Source organism: Pseudomonas nunensis (genome assembly GCF_024296925.1).
Classification (GTDB): domain Bacteria; phylum Pseudomonadota; class Gammaproteobacteria; order Pseudomonadales; family Pseudomonadaceae; genus Aquipseudomonas; species Aquipseudomonas nunensis.
This window is the reverse complement of sequence record NZ_CP101125.1, coordinates 2,880,272-2,895,782: the sequence shown is the minus strand read 5'-3', so window position 1 is coordinate 2,895,782 and position 15,511 is coordinate 2,880,272. Positions and strand designations below refer to the sequence as shown.

10 protein-coding genes are annotated in these 15,511 nt (G+C 60.9%); 4 read left to right on the top strand and 6 right to left on the bottom strand.

The features are described from left to right. Positions 1-99 precede the first annotated feature (99 nt). Positions 100-333, bottom strand: a complete 234-nt coding sequence (locus NK667_RS12370) for a DUF3203 family protein (protein ID WP_054046461.1) — start codon at positions 331-333, stop codon at positions 100-102. A gap of 122 nt (positions 334-455) precedes the next feature. On the opposite strand from NK667_RS12370, the gene NK667_RS12365 reads away from it, so the two are divergent. After that, entirely contained in the window at positions 456-962 is a 507-nt protein-coding gene (locus NK667_RS12365) for an MgtC/SapB family protein (protein ID WP_054046459.1), read from the top strand. On the opposite strand, the gene NK667_RS12360 is transcribed toward NK667_RS12365, so the two are convergent. Next, positions 952-1,116, bottom strand: coding sequence for a hypothetical protein (locus NK667_RS12360; protein WP_177331432.1), 165 nt, complete (start codon positions 1,114-1,116; stop codon positions 952-954). The two genes, NK667_RS12365 and NK667_RS12360, sit on opposite strands and share 11 nt — an antisense overlap. 225 nt (positions 1,117-1,341) lie before the next feature. On the opposite strand from NK667_RS12360, the gene NK667_RS12355 reads away from it, so the two are divergent. The 3 genes from NK667_RS12355 to glgB all read left to right on the top strand — a co-directional run bounded on the left by NK667_RS12355 (position 1,342) and on the right by glgB (position 9,082). Then, a complete protein-coding gene (locus tag NK667_RS12355; protein ID WP_054614908.1) occupies positions 1,342-3,336 on the top strand; it encodes an alpha-1,4-glucan--maltose-1-phosphate maltosyltransferase in 1,995 nt (664 codons plus the stop codon). 170 nt (positions 3,337-3,506) lie between these two features. Continuing rightward, the gene (gene treS, locus NK667_RS12350; protein WP_054614907.1) at positions 3,507-6,854 is read left to right on the top strand and encodes a maltose alpha-D-glucosyltransferase; all 3,348 of its coding nucleotides are present in this window, start codon (positions 3,507-3,509) and stop codon (positions 6,852-6,854) included. Then, on the top strand, positions 6,851-9,082 hold the full coding sequence (glgB, locus tag NK667_RS12345) for a 1,4-alpha-glucan branching protein GlgB (protein ID WP_054614906.1): 2,232 nt from the start codon (positions 6,851-6,853) through the stop codon (positions 9,080-9,082). The genes treS and glgB overlap by 4 nt, the downstream gene beginning before the upstream one ends. A gap of 132 nt (positions 9,083-9,214) precedes the next feature. Here glgB and NK667_RS12340 read toward each other — a convergent pair whose 3' ends face one another. From NK667_RS12340 to NK667_RS12325, 4 genes are all read right to left on the bottom strand, one after another. Then, positions 9,215-10,282 carry an autotransporter domain-containing protein gene (locus NK667_RS12340; protein WP_054614905.1) on the bottom strand — a complete coding sequence of 356 codons (1,068 nt, stop codon included), beginning with the start codon at positions 10,280-10,282 and terminating at the stop codon, positions 9,215-9,217. Between the two features lie 323 nt (positions 10,283-10,605). After that, the gene (locus NK667_RS12335; protein WP_054614904.1) at positions 10,606-13,305 is read right to left on the bottom strand and encodes an autotransporter family protein; all 2,700 of its coding nucleotides are present in this window, start codon (positions 13,303-13,305) and stop codon (positions 10,606-10,608) included. A gap of 150 nt (positions 13,306-13,455) precedes the next feature. Further along, positions 13,456-14,244, bottom strand: a complete 789-nt coding sequence (locus NK667_RS12330; protein ID WP_054614903.1) for an endonuclease/exonuclease/phosphatase family protein — start codon at positions 14,242-14,244, stop codon at positions 13,456-13,458. Between the two features lie 499 nt (positions 14,245-14,743). Then, entirely contained in the window at positions 14,744-15,502 is a 759-nt protein-coding gene (locus NK667_RS12325; RefSeq protein ID WP_054614902.1) for a PIG-L deacetylase family protein, read from the bottom strand. Between the last annotated feature and the right edge of the window lie 9 nt (positions 15,503-15,511).

The window sequence follows — 15,511 nt, the reverse complement described above, 5'->3', positions numbered from 1 at the left end:
TGGGTTCTGAACGAGTGCCTGCGACAACTTGATGCACCCGCCAACGCAGGCTGCGGGCGCCTATCCCAGGCGTCCGCAGCGCTTGTTGATCCGGGTCAGTCAAATCACCGAATCACTGTCGGTGGCCTTCAAATGCTTACGGCCGTCCACAGCGCCTGCTACGGTTAATGCGTCGGCTTCTGCTTCGGTGATGTAGACGCGCTGGCCATTGAGCTCCACGGCTGACATGGCTTTTTCCGAGTCGGTGATGATGGTGACGTCGGGGCACAGGCGAATTTCTTCGCCGTTTTCGACAGTGAAAAAGCAGGTCTGGTTTTCGATGCGCACGGTCATGGGACTGTCCTTTTTTCAGCGGAGACTAAAACGTTAGGTCACTCGGGACGGCCATCGTTCTGTGCAACCGATTAATGGTCGGCGCGGTCCATCCTCTATCAATCAATACATAGGACTGCACCATGGACGCCTGGTGGCATGAGGTTTGGGTGACGCTGCAAGCGGAGTTCGCCGACGTTGGCGACGCCTCGCAACTGACGCGCATTACCGTGCGTTTGCTGATGGCCGCTGTGCTGGGCGGCATTCTCGGTTTCGAGCGCGAGCACAAGGGCAAGGCCGCCGGGGTGCGCACGCACATGCTGGTGGCGTTGGGCGCGGCGCTGTTTGTGCTGGTGCCGCAGATGTCCGGGTCCCAGGCGGATGCCATGAGCCGGGTGGTGCAAGGCGTGATCGCCGGGATCGGTTTTCTCGGCGCCGGGACGATTTTGAAGAACACCGAGGGCGACGAGGGCCACGTGAAAGGCCTGACCACCGCCGCCGGGTTGTGGATGACCGCGGCGATTGGGGTTTCCGCCGGGTTGGGGCGCGAAGCGACGGCGGTGCTCAGTACGTTGCTGGCATTAGCGATATTCAGCGCCATGCCAGCGGTGGTGCGCATGCTCGACAGAGATCGTAGCCCTAAGGACTGACGATCACTGGCGGCATCGTGGCCGGTGGCTCTTCCATCGGCGGCGGGGTGGTGCCCGGCGGCTCTTGCTCGGGCACCGGGTCCGGCTCGGTCGGCGGAATCGTCGGGTTGTCGATGTTCGGATCTGGCGTTTCAGCGGGGATCGGTATGCTCATCGTGAAGCCTCCTTGTGGCACATGGCGTAACTCGTGCTTAAGTTTCTTAAGTTTGTTGACCACCGCGTACAGGATTTGATTCCCGCTAATACTCAGGCAAATCCCCGTGAACTTTTACCGGCGCCTGTCGCTCGGAACCTAAGTGAGTTCATTCCGGGCAGAACGCCCCATGTGGATGGACATCAAGCAAAAGAGCGTCCTTGGGGCGTAAAGGAGAGATGCTCGATGATCGCTGAAAAACCGACCGAACTCAGTTACAACCCGCACATGCCGCTGTCGCAGGCTTTATTGCTGCCGCGCATTGCGATTGAAAACGTGATGCCGACCCTCGATGGCGGGCTGTTTGCCGTCAAAGCCGTGGTGGGTCAGGACGTGCTGGTCACCGGAAAGGTGTTTGCCGACGGTCACGACAAACTGGCCGCGCGCATCCGCTGGCGTGGCGAGGGCGAAGAGTCCTGGCACAGCGAAACCATGGCCGACCTGGGCAACAACGGCTGGGAGGGCCGCTTCCGAGTCGAGCGCCAGGGCCGCCATGTGTTCTGCATTGAAGCCTGGATCGATCAGTTCGCCAGCTTCTGTTATGAGCTGGAAAAGAAGCACACCGCCCGCGTTCCGGTGAGCCTGGAATTGCAGGAAGGCCGGACCATGGTCCAGCAAGCCGCCGAGCGCAGCGATGGGCAACTCAGCGAACAACTCGCCGGACTGCACCATGAATTGTCCGCGCTGCTCGAAACCGAGCAGGTCGCGTTGTTCTTGCACCAGCGTAGCGCCGACCTGATGGCCGAGGCCGATCACCGGGCCTACCTGAGCCTGAGCCAGGAATTCCCGCTGGATGCTGAACGGGAAATCGCCCAGTTCGCCAGTTGGTACGAGTTGTTCCCACGCTCGATCACCGACGATCCGGCACGTCACGGCACGTTCAACGATGTGCACTCGCGGCTGCCGATGATCCAGGACATGGGTTTTGACGTGCTGTACTTCCCGCCGATCCACCCGATCGGTCGCAGCTATCGCAAAGGCCCGAACAACTCGCTGACTGCCGGCCCTAATGATCCGGGCAGCCCTTACGCCATCGGTAGTGCCGAAGGTGGCCACGAGGCGATTCACTCCGAGCTCGGTACTCGCGAAGACTTCCGCAGACTGGTGGTTGCAGCGGCGGACCATGGGTTGGAAATCGCCCTCGACTTCGCGATCCAGTGTTCCCAGGATCACCCATGGCTGCAGCAGCATCCAGGCTGGTTTAATTGGCGTCCCGACGGCACGATCAAATACGCCGAGAACCCGCCGAAGAAATACCAGGACATTGTTAACGTCGACTTCTACGCCGCCGACGCGATCCCCAGCCTCTGGGTAGAGTTGCGCGACATCGTGGTCGGTTGGGTCGAGGAGGGCGTGAAGATCTTTCGCGTCGACAATCCGCACACCAAGCCGCTGCCGTTCTGGCAATGGCTGATCGCCGATGTGCGGGCGCTGCACCCGGAAGTGATCTTCCTCGCTGAAGCTTTTACCACCCCGGCGATGATGGCGCGCCTCGGCAAGGTCGGTTACTCCCAGAGCTACACCTACTTCACTTGGCGCAACACCAAGGCGGAGTTGGCGACCTACTTCAGCGAACTCAATGAGTCGCCCTGGAGTGAGTGTTTCCGGCCGAACTTCTTCGTGAATACCCCGGACATCAACCCGGCGTTCTTGCACGAATCCGGGCGCGCCGGTTTTCTGATTCGCGCGGCACTGGCGACCATGGGCTCCGGCCTGTGGGGTATGTATTCGGGCTTCGAACTCTGCGAAGCCGCGCCGATCCCGGGCAAAGAGGAATACCTCAACTCCGAGAAGTACGAGATCCGCCCTCGGGACTTCAATGCGCCGGGCAACATCATTGCCGAGATCGCCCAGCTCAACCGCATCCGCCGGCAGAACCCGGCGCTGCATACGCACCTGGGGCTGAAGATCTACAACGCCTGGAACGACAACATCCTGTATTTCGGCAAGCGCAGCGCCGATGGCAGCAACTTCATTCTGGTGGCCGTCAGCCTGGACCCGAACAACGTCCAGGAAGCCAATTTCGAACTGCCATTGTGGGAAATGGGCTTGCCCGACGATGCCCAAACCCAGGGCGAAGACTTGATGAGCGGCCATCGCTGGACGTGGTACGGCAAGTACCAGTCCATGCGCATCGACCCGGCCCACCAGCCGTTCGGGATTTGGCGGATTACCGTCTAGACCACTGCGTTAAATGTGGGAGCGGGCTTGCTCGCGAAGGCGGTGGATCAATCAACATTGATGTGGGCTGACAGTCCGCTTTCGCGAGCAAGCCCGCTCCCACAGGTCATCATCTTCCCTGAAGTTGGCGCTCGGCTCAGCGGTTTATTTGAATTCAACAGGAGTTTCAAATGGCGAAGAAACCCAAGGCCACAACGTTCATCAAGGATCCGCTCTGGTACAAGGACGCTGTGATTTACCAGGTTCACGTTAAGTCTTTTTTCGACTCCAACAATGACGGGATCGGCGACTTTCCCGGTCTTATCGCCAAACTCGATTACATTGCCGACCTGGGCGTCAACACCATCTGGCTGTTGCCGTTCTATCCTTCGCCACGTCGTGACGACGGCTACGACATCGCCGAATACCGTGGCGTGCACCCGGATTACGGCACCATGGCCGACGCCAAGCGCTTTATCGCCGAGGCGCACAAGCGTGGTTTGCGGGTGATCACCGAGCTGGTCATCAACCACACCTCCGACCAGCACGCCTGGTTCCAGCGTGCGCGCAAGGCCAAGAAAGGCTCGGCAGCGCGGGACTTCTATGTCTGGTCCGATGACGATCAAAAGTACGACGGCACCCGCATCATTTTCCTCGACACCGAAAAGTCCAACTGGACGTGGGACCCGGTCGCCGGCCAATACTTCTGGCACCGTTTCTATTCCCACCAGCCGGACCTGAACTTCGATAACCCGCAAGTCATGAAAGCGGTGTTGTCGGTGATGCGTTACTGGCTGGACATGGGCATCGACGGCCTGCGCCTGGACGCGATCCCGTACCTGATTGAGCGCGACGGCACCAACAACGAAAACCTGCCCGAGACCCACGACGTCCTCAAGCAGATTCGTGCCGAAATCGATGCCAATTACCCGGACCGCATGCTGCTGGCCGAGGCCAATCAATGGCCGGAAGACACGCAGCTGTACTTCGGCGACACCGATAAAAAAGGCCTGAACGGTGACGAATGCCACATGGCGTTCCACTTCCCGCTGATGCCGCGCATGTACATGGCGCTGGCCCAGGAAGACCGCTTCCCGATCACCGACATCCTGCGCCAGACCCCGGAGATCCCGGCCAACTGCCAGTGGGCGATTTTCCTGCGCAACCACGATGAGCTGACCCTGGAAATGGTCACCGACAAGGAGCGCGATTATCTGTGGAATTACTACGCGGCCGACCGTCGGGCGCGGATCAACCTGGGGATTCGCCGTCGTCTCGCGCCGTTGATGGAGCGTGACCGCCGCCGTGTGGAACTGCTCAACAGCCTGCTGCTGTCGATGCCTGGCACGCCGACGATGTATTACGGCGATGAAATCGGCATGGGCGACAACATCTACCTTGGCGACCGCGATGGCGTGCGCACGCCGATGCAATGGTCCATCGACCGTAACGGCGGCTTCTCCCGCGCCGACCCGGCCAGCCTGGTGCTGCCGCCGATCATGGACCCGCAATACGGCTACCTGTCGGTCAACGTCGAAACCCAGGCCGGCGACCCGCATTCGCTGCTGAACTGGACTCGACGCATGCTTGCCGTGCGCAAACAATCCAAGGCCTTCGGGCGTGGCACGTTGAAAATGCTCTCGCCAAGCAACCGGCGGATTCTGGCGTATACCCGTGAATTCACCGGGGCCGATGGCAAGCACGAAATCATTCTCTGCGTGGCCAACGTGTCGCGCAGTGCTCAAGCGGCTGAACTCGACCTGTCGGCCTACGCCGGCATGGTCCCGGTGGAAATGTTGGGCGGTAACGCCTTTCCGCCGATTGGCCAGTTGAATTTCCTCCTGACCCTGGCGCCGTACGGCTTCTATTGGTTTGTACTGGCCGCGGAGAATCAAATGCCGAGCTGGCACGTGGAACCGGCGCAAAGCCTGCCGGACTTCACCACTTTGGTGCTGAAGAAACGCATGGAAGAACTGCTCGAAGCGCCGTCCCGCGGCACGCTGGAGCAGGGCATCCTGCCGAACTGGCTGCAAAACCGTCGCTGGTTCGCCGGCAAGGACGCGACGATCGAGCAGGTCAATATCGCTTATGGCGTGCGCTTCGGCGATCCGCAGCATCCGGTGTTGCTGAGCGAAATCGAAGTCACTAGCGGCGGCCAGACCAGCCGTTATCAATTGCCGTTCGGCTTTATTGCCGAAGATCAGGTCGGCGCGCCGTTGCCGCAACAACTGGCGCTGTCCCGGGTTCGACGCGGGCCGCAGGTCGGTTTGATCACCGACGCGTTTGCCCTGGAAAACTTTATCCGCGCGGTGGTGCAGGGCATGCACAACAACACCGTGTTGCCATCCGATGGTGGCGAAATCCGTTTCGAACCGACCGCGCAACTGGCCAAGCTTGGCCTGACGGCGGAATCCGAAGTGCGTTACCTGTCCGCCGAACAGTCCAACAGTTCGGTGGTGGTCGGCAAAGGCATGGTGCTCAAGTTAATCCGCAAAGTCGCCTCGGGCGTGCACCCGGAACTGGAGATGAGCGCCTACCTGACCAACGCCGGGTTCGCCAACATCTCCCCATTGCTGGGTTCGGTGATTCGCCGCGACGCTCAGGGCGAAGACAACTTGCTGATGATTGCCCAGGGCTACTTGAGCAATCAGGGCGACGCCTGGGAATGGACCCAGAACAACCTCGAACGGGCACTGCGCGATGAGATGGCCGATGCCATGTCCGAGCAGGAGCAGCACTACAACGCCTTGGGTGAATTGAAAGACTTCGCCGGCATGCTCGGCCAGCGCCTGGGGGAAATGCACGTGGTGCTGGCCTCGACCACCGACAACCCGGACTTCGCCCCGCAGGTCACCACGGAGAAACAAGCCCTGGCCTCGGCCAAGGACGTGGCGGCGCAGCTGGAACATTCATTGAAGTTGCTCAAGCAGCATCAAAACGAATTGAACCCGGCGGACAAAGCACTGGTCACTCGCTTGCTGGACAACAAAAAAATCATCATCAGTCATGTCCAGGAACTGGGCAAAAAGGCTGCCGGTGGTTTGCGCATTCGGGTCCATGGCGATTTGCATTTGGGCCAGGTGCTGGTGATCAAGGGCGATGCTTACCTGATCGACTTCGAAGGCGAGCCGGCACGGCCGCTGAGCGAACGTCGCGGCAAGCACAGTCCGTATAAGGATGTCAGCGGCGTGTTGCGTTCCTTCGACTACGCCGCCGCGATGGCGATCAACGTGCACAACGTTGACAACACTGACGATGCCCTAGCAGCGCGACAACGGGTGGCTGATCGCTATCTGAAAGAAGCACAACAGGCATTTATCGACGCTTATCGGCTGGCGGCAGCTAGTCTTGCTCATGCGTGGCAAGATCCTGAAGGCGAGGATGCCGCGCTGGCGTTGTTTGGCCTGGAGAAGGCGGCCTATGAGGTGGCTTATGAGGCGGAGAATCGCCCCACTTGGCTGCCGGTGCCGTTGCACGGTTTATATGGGTTATTGAGTGGGCTTAAACCCTTTTCCGATCTTGGTGGAGAGTATTCATGAGTTTCTCGAACAAGGAACAGGGGCATCACAAAGAAGCGCTGTTGCCCAAGGCGCGTGACATTGACGCGCTCGTACGCGCCGAACACCACGATCCGTTTTCAATCCTCGGCCCTCACGCCGATGACCATGGCGGCCAATTCATTCGTGCCTATCTGCCTGACGCCCTGAGCGTTCAGGTATTGGCCAAGGATTCTGGCGAAGAGCTGGGCAGCCTTGAAGCCACCCAGACGCCGGGGCTGTTCGTCGGCCACTTCGACCGGGCGCAGCCGTATGTGCTGCGTACCCGTTGGGCCGGCGGCGAGCAAGTCGCGGAGGATCCTTACAGTTTCGGGCCGCTGCTCGGCGAGATGGACTTGTACCTGTTCGCCGAAGGCAATCACCGCGATCTCAGTGCCTGCCTCGGCGCGCAACTGAAGAACGTGGATGGCGTCGATGGCGTGCGGTTTGCCGTGTGGGCGCCGAATGCGAAACGGGTGTCTGTGGTCGGCGATTTCAACGTCTGGGACGGTCGCCGTCACCCGATGCGCCTGCGCCATCCGACCGGCGTGTGGGAGTTGTTTATCCCGCGCCTGCAAGCAGGGGAAGCGTACAAGTACGAAGTCCTCGGCTCGCAAGGGATTCTGCCGCTCAAGGCTGACCCGATGGCCCTGGCCACGCAACTGCCGCCGGACACCGCCTCGAAAGTCGCTGCGCCGCTGAGCATTGATTGGCAAGACCATGAGTGGATGCAGGCTCGCGCTGACAAGCACAAGCCCAGTGCACCGCTGTCGATTTACGAATTGCACGCCGGTTCGTGGCAATGCGAACTGGATGATTTGGGCGAAGTTGCGCGCCAGTACACCTGGCACGAATTGGGCGAACGGCTGATTCCGTATGTGAAGGAACTCGGTTTCACCCACATCGAACTGATGCCGATCATGGAACATCCGTTTGGCGGTTCCTGGGGTTATCAGTTGCTGTCGCAGTTTGCCCCGAGCGCCCGCTACGGTTCGCCGGATGACTTCGCTGCCTTCGTCAACGCCTGCCACCAGGCTGACATCGGCGTGATCCTCGACTGGGTGCCGGCGCATTTCCCGACCGATACCCACGGTCTGGCGCAGTTCGACGGCACGGCGCTGTATGAATACGCCAACCCGATGGAAGGCTTTCACCAGGATTGGGACACGCTGATCTACAACCTGGGCCGCACCGAAGTGCATGGCTACATGCTGGCGTCGGCGTTGCACTGGCTCAAGCATTTCCATGTCGATGGCCTGCGGGTCGATGCCGTGGCATCAATGCTTTATCGCGACTACTCGCGCAAGGCCGGCGAATGGGTGCCAAACCGCCATGGCGGTCGCGAGAACCTGGAAGCCATCGACTTCCTGCGCCACCTCAACGATGTAGTCAATCTCGAAGCGCCGGGTGCGCTGGTGATCGCCGAAGAGTCCACGGCGTGGCCAGGCGTGAGCCAGGACACCCAGCAGGGCGGCCTCGGTTTCGATTACAAATGGAACATGGGCTGGATGCACGATTCGCTGCATTACATCCAGCAGGATCCGGTGTACCGCGCGCATCATCACAACGAACTGAGTTTCGGCCTGGTCTATGCCTGGTCCGAGCGCTTTATCCTGCCGATCTCCCACGATGAAGTGGTACACGGCAAGCATTCGCTGATCGACAAGATGCCCGGCGACCGCTGGCAGAAATTCGCCAACCTGCGCGCTTACCTGAGTTTCATGTGGGCGCATCCGGGCAAGAAGCTGTTGTTCATGGGCTGCGAGTTTGGCCAGTGGCGCGAGTGGAATCACGATCAGCAACTGGACTGGTACCTGTTGCAGTACTCCGAGCACAAAGGTGTGCAGAAACTCGTCGGTGACTTGAACCGGTTGTACCGCGAAGAACCGGCGCTGCACGATCAAGACGATGCGCCGCAGGGCTTCCAGTGGTTGATCGGCGATGATGCGGTCAACAGCGTCTATGCGTTTATGCGCTGGAGCAAGGACGGCCGGCCGGCGTTGGTCGTGGCTAACTTCACGCCAGTGCCGCGTCAGGCGTATCGCATCGGCGTACCGTTCGCCGGGCGCTGGACCGAGCTGATCAACAGCGATGCCGACACTTATGCCGGTTCGAACTATGGCAATGGCGGCGGGGCGTTTACCGAGGAAGAGCCGAGCCATGGCCAGGCGCTGTCGCTGGTGTTGAACCTGCCGCCATTGGCGGTGCTGATCTTGCGGCCGGAGGGTTGATTCTCTAGCACCGCGTCGCTCCCTTCGCGGGCAAGCCTCGCTCCTACAGGTTGGAATGCATTTCAAACTGTAGGAGCGAGGCTTGCCCGCGAAGGCGTCAGCCCAGACAAGACATTTCCTGAAGCCTGCCCCTCACCACCGCATCCGAACCCCCAGACTCCCGATCAATCCATTCAAATCATTGTCATCCACGTCACTGCTGTAATCGGCACTGACGTACAGGCTGACCGTGGGCGAAACCCTGGCGACCAAGCCCAAACCCAATTCGACCGTAGACGAATTGCGGCTACTGCTGATCTTGTCCACCTGATCCAGCGTCACGGTATTGCCGGTGTACACCGTGTGCCACAAGTTGGTCCGCACATAGGGTTCGACTGGCAGGCCATTGATGTCGTAACTACCTTTCAATCGCGCACCGACCCGGCCGCTCCAGGAGGACAGGTCGCTGGAGCTCGCGTTGTTGGCGCCGGCATACGGCGTGTCCAGGGTGATGCGCTGATTGATCAATTGCGCCTGGGGTTCGACTACCCAGTTCTCACCGAGGCCGATGGGAAATCCACCTTCGACAGACACAGTCATCGCGCTGCCCTCGGCGGTTTGCCGCATGCCCTGGGCGTCACGGCTGTAACCGTTGACCCGGCCACCGCTGGCGGTCAAATCCACGTGCCAGCCTTGGGGCCCGGTCAGGCTCCAGTAGGCGCCGAGGCTTTGGCCTTGCAGGTTGAGGGTGTCATTGCCGGGGTCGGCCATCGCACGGCTGGTCAGCAGACCATCGCTATTGCCCTGGTACTGGCTGATGCCGCCAATCAGTCCGACCCGCTGCACATGACCGCTGCCGCTTTGCAGGGTCAGCAGGGCCGGACCTTTGAAATCTTCCGAGCCAGGGATCGCAAACCCTGCGGACTGTACATCGGTTTGGGCCTGGCGTGACGCCTGACCATAGAGTTGATCCCAGGCCGCAGGTGCGGCGTCTTCGGTGGTCAGGCGTGTACTTCGCAGGTCCGGGTTGAAGGTGTAGCGGCCCGGATAGGTGGCGGCGACATTCGGCAAGGTCAGTGTCGGGATCTCCTGGCGATACCAGGGGGCGGTGTCATCCTCGGCAGTGCCGGCCTGTACGTCCATCGACGAACAGAGCAGGAGTGTGCTCGAGACGGTGCAAAAAGTGATTTTGATCTCTTGTGGGGTGAATGAAGTTTTCATGGAGGTCTACCTTGCACACGCATGCCGTTCTCGCTTTTGGCGTCTCTCCTACCCCGAATGAGGGGCGACCGAATGGAGTGGGGCAAGCCTGGGGCCGCCCGTTTTAACGGGTGTCTGAAGGTTTGTCCCAGGTTGTACTTCCGGGGGTAGTAACGTGTAGCTAAGAAGACCCAAGACCTTGCGTCAAGAAAATGGCCGATAAGTGGTAGGGCTATTTTAGCGGTTCCAAGTGTCTGTTTTTCGGCGTGTCCATAAGTGATTGTTTGTACAAAAAATCATCAACAAACCGTCGAGATACGCGCTTTTGATAGTTGGCTAAACACCTACCAACTCATCCGGATACCGAGGTTTCCGACGACGCCACGCAGCTGATTGCTGTCAATATTGCGGGAGTAATCGGCACTCGCGTACACGCTGACGGAGGAGGCGAGGCTCAGGATCACCCCGGCACCCAAATCGGCGCTGGAGGATTTCTGTTGGCTTTCGATCCGGTCGACGTGATCGAACGTCACCGTGTCGGTCCCGGAAAAGGTCTGCCACAGATTGGCCCGCAAGTACGGTTCCAGCGGCCGGCCACTGACGGCGTAGCGACCCTTGAGGCGCGCGCCGAGACGACCGGTCCAGGCGCCGTCCGAGTCGAAGGACACCCGGGAGATGCCGTCGTCCTGGCTGTCCAGGGAGATTTTCTGGTGAATCACTTGCGCCTGGGGCTCCACCACCCAGTTGCCGGCCAGTGCGAGCGGGTAGCCGGCCTCGGCCGAGAGCGTCAGGGCGTGGCCACGGTTGTCGAGCTTGAGGCCGCGTTCGGAACGGTTGTCGCCGTCGAACCGGGTGCCCATGACCACCGTATCGACGTACCAGCCCTTGGGATCGGTCAACGTCCAGTACACACCGTAACTGTCGCCTTCCAGTTCGATGCTGCCGGCGCGCTTGCCTTCAAAACCTTGGTTGAAACCATCGACATCGCCCTGCAAACGGGTATGGCCGACAAAGAAACCGATGCGCTGGGTTTGCCCGCCCGAGGTTTGCGAGCTGTACAGATCGTTGCCCACCTGAAAACCGTTCAGCGAACCGTTGAGCCGTGGCGTCACCGTGCCCGCCCAGGTCTGGTCGAAGTTTTTGCCATAGACCCGCCCCCAACCAGCGCCGAATGCCCCGGTTTCGGTGAGCAGGCGCTGATCGCCCTGACGATCATGAAACGTGCCGAGGGCGCTCAGGGTCAGTTGCGCGGCGGCGGGTGGTAACACAGACCAGGTCGGGACTTCCGGGCGGTACAAGGGGATCGGCGCCGCGCCCGGTATCGCGGCGGGCACTACCGGCAGCGGCGAACTGCCGGCTGGTGCCGCCGGTACCGTGACCAGAATCGGTGGCAGCGCTGGGTCAGGGTTTGGAATGCTGATGACCGTCGGCGTCGCAGCGGCCGCAACCAGGATCGGTGGCAAAGTCGGGTCGGGGTTGGGAATGCTCACGATCGTCGGCGTCTCTGCTGCCACGGGTGTCGCCGCCAGTGGAACGATGACCGGTGGCAAGGCCGGATCGGGATTTTGAACGCTCAGGACCGCTGGTGCGACCACCGCCGACCGCAGGTACCAACTGTTCTCGGAGCCCAAGGTCACGCCGCCCTTGAACAGACGGTAATCGTAGGCGCCGGCGGATATCGGACCGCTAAGCACAAACGCGCTGTTCTCGCTGACGGCCGTGCCTTGGGCCAACACCAACGGGATGCCGTTCTGTTGGGTCAGGCCGCCGATGCCACCGAGGTTGCTGACGCTGATCACGGTGCTGCCGGTCAAGGTGCCGTCATTGACCACCAGTTTGTCGCTGGGGGAATTGTCGTCGCCGATCACACTTTGCAACAGCAGTTGGCCGTTGTTGCCGGCGTAGTTGCCTTGCACCGTCAGGCTGTCGTCGGTGCGGCTGTTGCTGCGCGTGAGGTCAATCACACCGGCGTTGTTCAACGTCGCCAACTGGCCGGCGGCGAATGGCCGGATGCTGCCGTGGACGGAAGTCAGGGTGCTGCTGCCGTCGATGTTGAACACGCCGGTGCCACTGGCGCTGTCGCCCAGCACCAGGTTGCCGGCGAGGTCGAGTTGCGAGCCGTTGCTCAGGTTGACCGTTTCCCAGTTGATATAGCGCGCGGCGCTGGAGGTTGTGGTTTGGTCGAAGGTCAGCAGATCGTTGCCGGGGCCGCCGTCGAGGCTCGGCGTGAAGGCGAGGGTGCTTTCGTCCAGATTGCTCAGGGTGGCGCGGTCATTGCCGTCGGCCATCAGGATCGCCGAGCGGATAATGCCGCCGCCATTCCAGATCAGGCTGTCGTCGCCGGTACTGGCGCGGATTTCGCCGACGATCTCGCCGCCGGTCACGGTAATGCTGTCGTTGCCGCCGCTGACGCTGAGGTTGCCGCCGATGCGTCCGCCCGAGACGATGATCGTGTCGGTGCCGAACCCGGTGACCAGATTGCCGAGGATCTGCCCGCCGGACAGGTCGAAAATATTGTTGTCGAGCTTCATGTCGACCCGGCCGATGCTGCCGCCGGTCATCCTCGCCACGTCGCCGTCCTCGAACGCGCCAGTGATCGTGCCGCCAGTCATCAGGAACGTGTCGCGACCGTCGCCCTGGGCGAGGGACTGGATCGTCCCGCCGAGCATGACGAAATCATCGATGCCATTGCCCTGGCTGACGGCGCCAGTGATTTGCCCGCCCGTGATGCGCAGGCGGTCGTTGCCGTTGCCCAGATCCAGTGCGCCGGCGAGGGTGCCGGAGTCCATCTGCACCGAGTCGATCCCGGCGCCAAACGTCACGTTGCCGTTGACGCGCCCGGTGCCGCTGGCGGGAAAGCTCAGGCTGTTGTTGCCCGCCAGGTCGGTCATTGGGCCGCTGGTGCCGCTGTCGCAGATGAAGGAGTCATTGCCGGACGACGGCGTGAGCGTGCAACTGGCGTAAGAGATTTGGGACCCGCCAAGGCATAAGCAGGCTGAAGCAATCCAGGCCCCGTACTTTGGTCGTTCTGTCGAAGAAATCATGCTCGTCTCCCCACAGTGCCGGCCAAAGTGCGTTTGGCTGCGCGGCGGTCCGATATGGACAGGCACAGCGTAGCAACAGCCTTACAGCGTCGCTACTGTCAGACATGACAGGTGGAGGGTGAGCGTTGATCAGTCAGACCGTGTGGCTGATCACAGATGCACTTCAACCGCCAACGGCAAATGGTCCGACAGATGTGTCCAGGGCTTGTTACCAAGTATGCGGGGGTTATGGCTGCTGGCATTGCGCAGGTAGATCCGGTCCAGGCGCAACAGGGGGAAGCGCGCCGGGTAGGTCTTCGCGGGGCGGCCGTGATGGCGTTCGAAGGCTTCATGCAGATAATCGCGCCGGGCGAGGGCGGCATTGCCCTGCAACTGCCAGTCGTTGAAATCACCGGCGATGATCACCGGTGCATCGTCGGGCAGGGATTCGAGCAATTGACAGAGCAACTGCAACTGTAACTGGCGATGGCTTTCGAGCAGGCTCAGGTGCACGCAGATCGCATGCACTTCGGCATGCCCCGGCACGTCCAGCACACAGTGCAGCAAGCCACGGCGCTCGGGGCCGGTGATCGAAACGTCGAGGTTACGGAATTCACGAATCGGATACTTCGACAGCAGCGCATTGCCGTGGTGACCGTCGGGGTACACCGCGTTGCGGCCGTAGGCGAAATCACTCCACATGCTGTCGGCAAGAAATTCGTATTGCGACATCTGCGGCCATTCGTTGTAGCGGGAAGAGTGCCGCTCGTGTTCGCCGACCACTTCCTGCAGAAACACCAGGTCCGCCGAGGTACTGCGCACCGCCTCGCGCAGCTCCGGCAGGATGAAACGCCGGTTGAGCGCGGTAAAGCCTTTATGGGTATTGACCGTCAGCACTCGCAGTCGATGAATCGCCGTGGGGGTGTTCAGTGGCACGGATTTAAGCGAATCGCTGGTCACGTTGGCTCCTCTAAATCAGGGCTGCTCAAGTAATGCGACTGATGCGCAAGCGGTCAGTTCAGCCCGATTGCCGGGATAACGTGGATAAAGCAGCCATCGCAGATCCCCTGTGGGAGCGGGCTTGCTCGCGAAGACGGTGTGTCAGTCACCGTTGATGGTGAATGTGCCGGCCCCTTCGCGAGCAAGCCCGCTCCCACAGGGGATTGAAGTCGTACATAAAACCTGTGTCCACCACGAGTCTATTGTGGGAGCGGGCTTGCTCGCGAAGACGGAGTGTCAGTCAGCGTTGAGGGTGAATGTGCCGGCCCCTTCGCGAGCAAGCCCGCTCCCACAGGGGATTTAGGTCGTACATAAAACCTGTGTCCACCGCGAGTCAATTGTGGGAGCGAGCTTGCTCGCGATAGCGGTATGCCAGTCGATATTGATAGTGACTGATACACCGCTATCGCGAGCAAGCTCGCTCCCACAGGGGTACATCGTTGTTTTGAGAATAGCGCTCTCAGACAAACACGATTTCATACGGCAATCGGATCCGCTCCAGTAGCGCCCTGGGCAGTAGCGGGGCGATGCCGATGGCGGGTTCGCCGTCGAGCTGGCTGGCGTAGGCGTGGGTGGCGTGGCTTTTGCGCGCGATGGTCCAGGTGTCCAGACGGACCTTGCGCGCCCGGTGCCATGGGATCTGCCCTTGCTCGCGCATCGGCCAGTGCCAGGCCCAGACCGGGATTTCGTGGTACGTCACACCGACAATCGCCGCCGCCCTGGCGGCAGCCCGGCCAACCGCATCATGGTCATCGATGCCGTCTTCACTCCAGGTGCTGAACACCACGTCTCCCGGCCGCAGGTAGCGCGCGATGTAGTGGCTCAATTGTTGTTCGCGCTCAGCCAAGGCGTTATCGGCGAACCCCCCACGAATCCATTTCAGGCTGTGCATCGGCAAACCGAGACGGCGTAAAGCTTCGACACTTTCCTGGGGGCGGAACACGCTCAGGCGTTTCTCCGACCACTGCTGCGAGCCCGGATGGCTGGCGCTGCCGTCGGTAATCGAGATCAATTGCAAGGGGTGGCCGAGGGTGGATAACAGCTGCAGCAAACCGCCGCACATCACCACTTCATCGCCGGGATGGGGCGCGATCAGCACGGCGCGAGCGCCTTCGGGAACCAGGGTCTGGGTGTTGATCACCGGGATATTGTCGAGTTGCGGCGCGTTGTTCCAGATCTGTGAAGGCAGGGTACTTTCGTTGAGGTAAACCGGTTTCATGGGTTACGT

Coding starts and splice junctions, on each gene's coding strand:
- NK667_RS12370 (WP_054046461.1), bottom strand. CDS start 333: ATGACCGTGCGCATCGAAAACCAGACCTGCTTTTTCACTGTCGAAAAC.
- NK667_RS12365 (WP_054046459.1), top strand. CDS start 456: ATGGACGCCTGGTGGCATGAGGTTTGGGTGACGCTGCAAGCGGAGTTC.
- NK667_RS12360 (WP_177331432.1), bottom strand. CDS start 1,116: ATGAGCATACCGATCCCCGCTGAAACGCCAGATCCGAACATCGACAAC.
- NK667_RS12355 (WP_054614908.1), top strand. CDS start 1,342: ATGATCGCTGAAAAACCGACCGAACTCAGTTACAACCCGCACATGCCG.
- treS (WP_054614907.1), top strand. CDS start 3,507: ATGGCGAAGAAACCCAAGGCCACAACGTTCATCAAGGATCCGCTCTGG.
- glgB (WP_054614906.1), top strand. CDS start 6,851: ATGAGTTTCTCGAACAAGGAACAGGGGCATCACAAAGAAGCGCTGTTG.
- NK667_RS12340 (WP_054614905.1), bottom strand. CDS start 10,282: ATGAAAACTTCATTCACCCCACAAGAGATCAAAATCACTTTTTGCACC.
- NK667_RS12335 (WP_054614904.1), bottom strand. CDS start 13,305: ATGATTTCTTCGACAGAACGACCAAAGTACGGGGCCTGGATTGCTTCA.
- NK667_RS12325 (WP_054614902.1), bottom strand. CDS start 15,502: ATGAAACCGGTTTACCTCAACGAAAGTACCCTGCCTTCACAGATCTGG.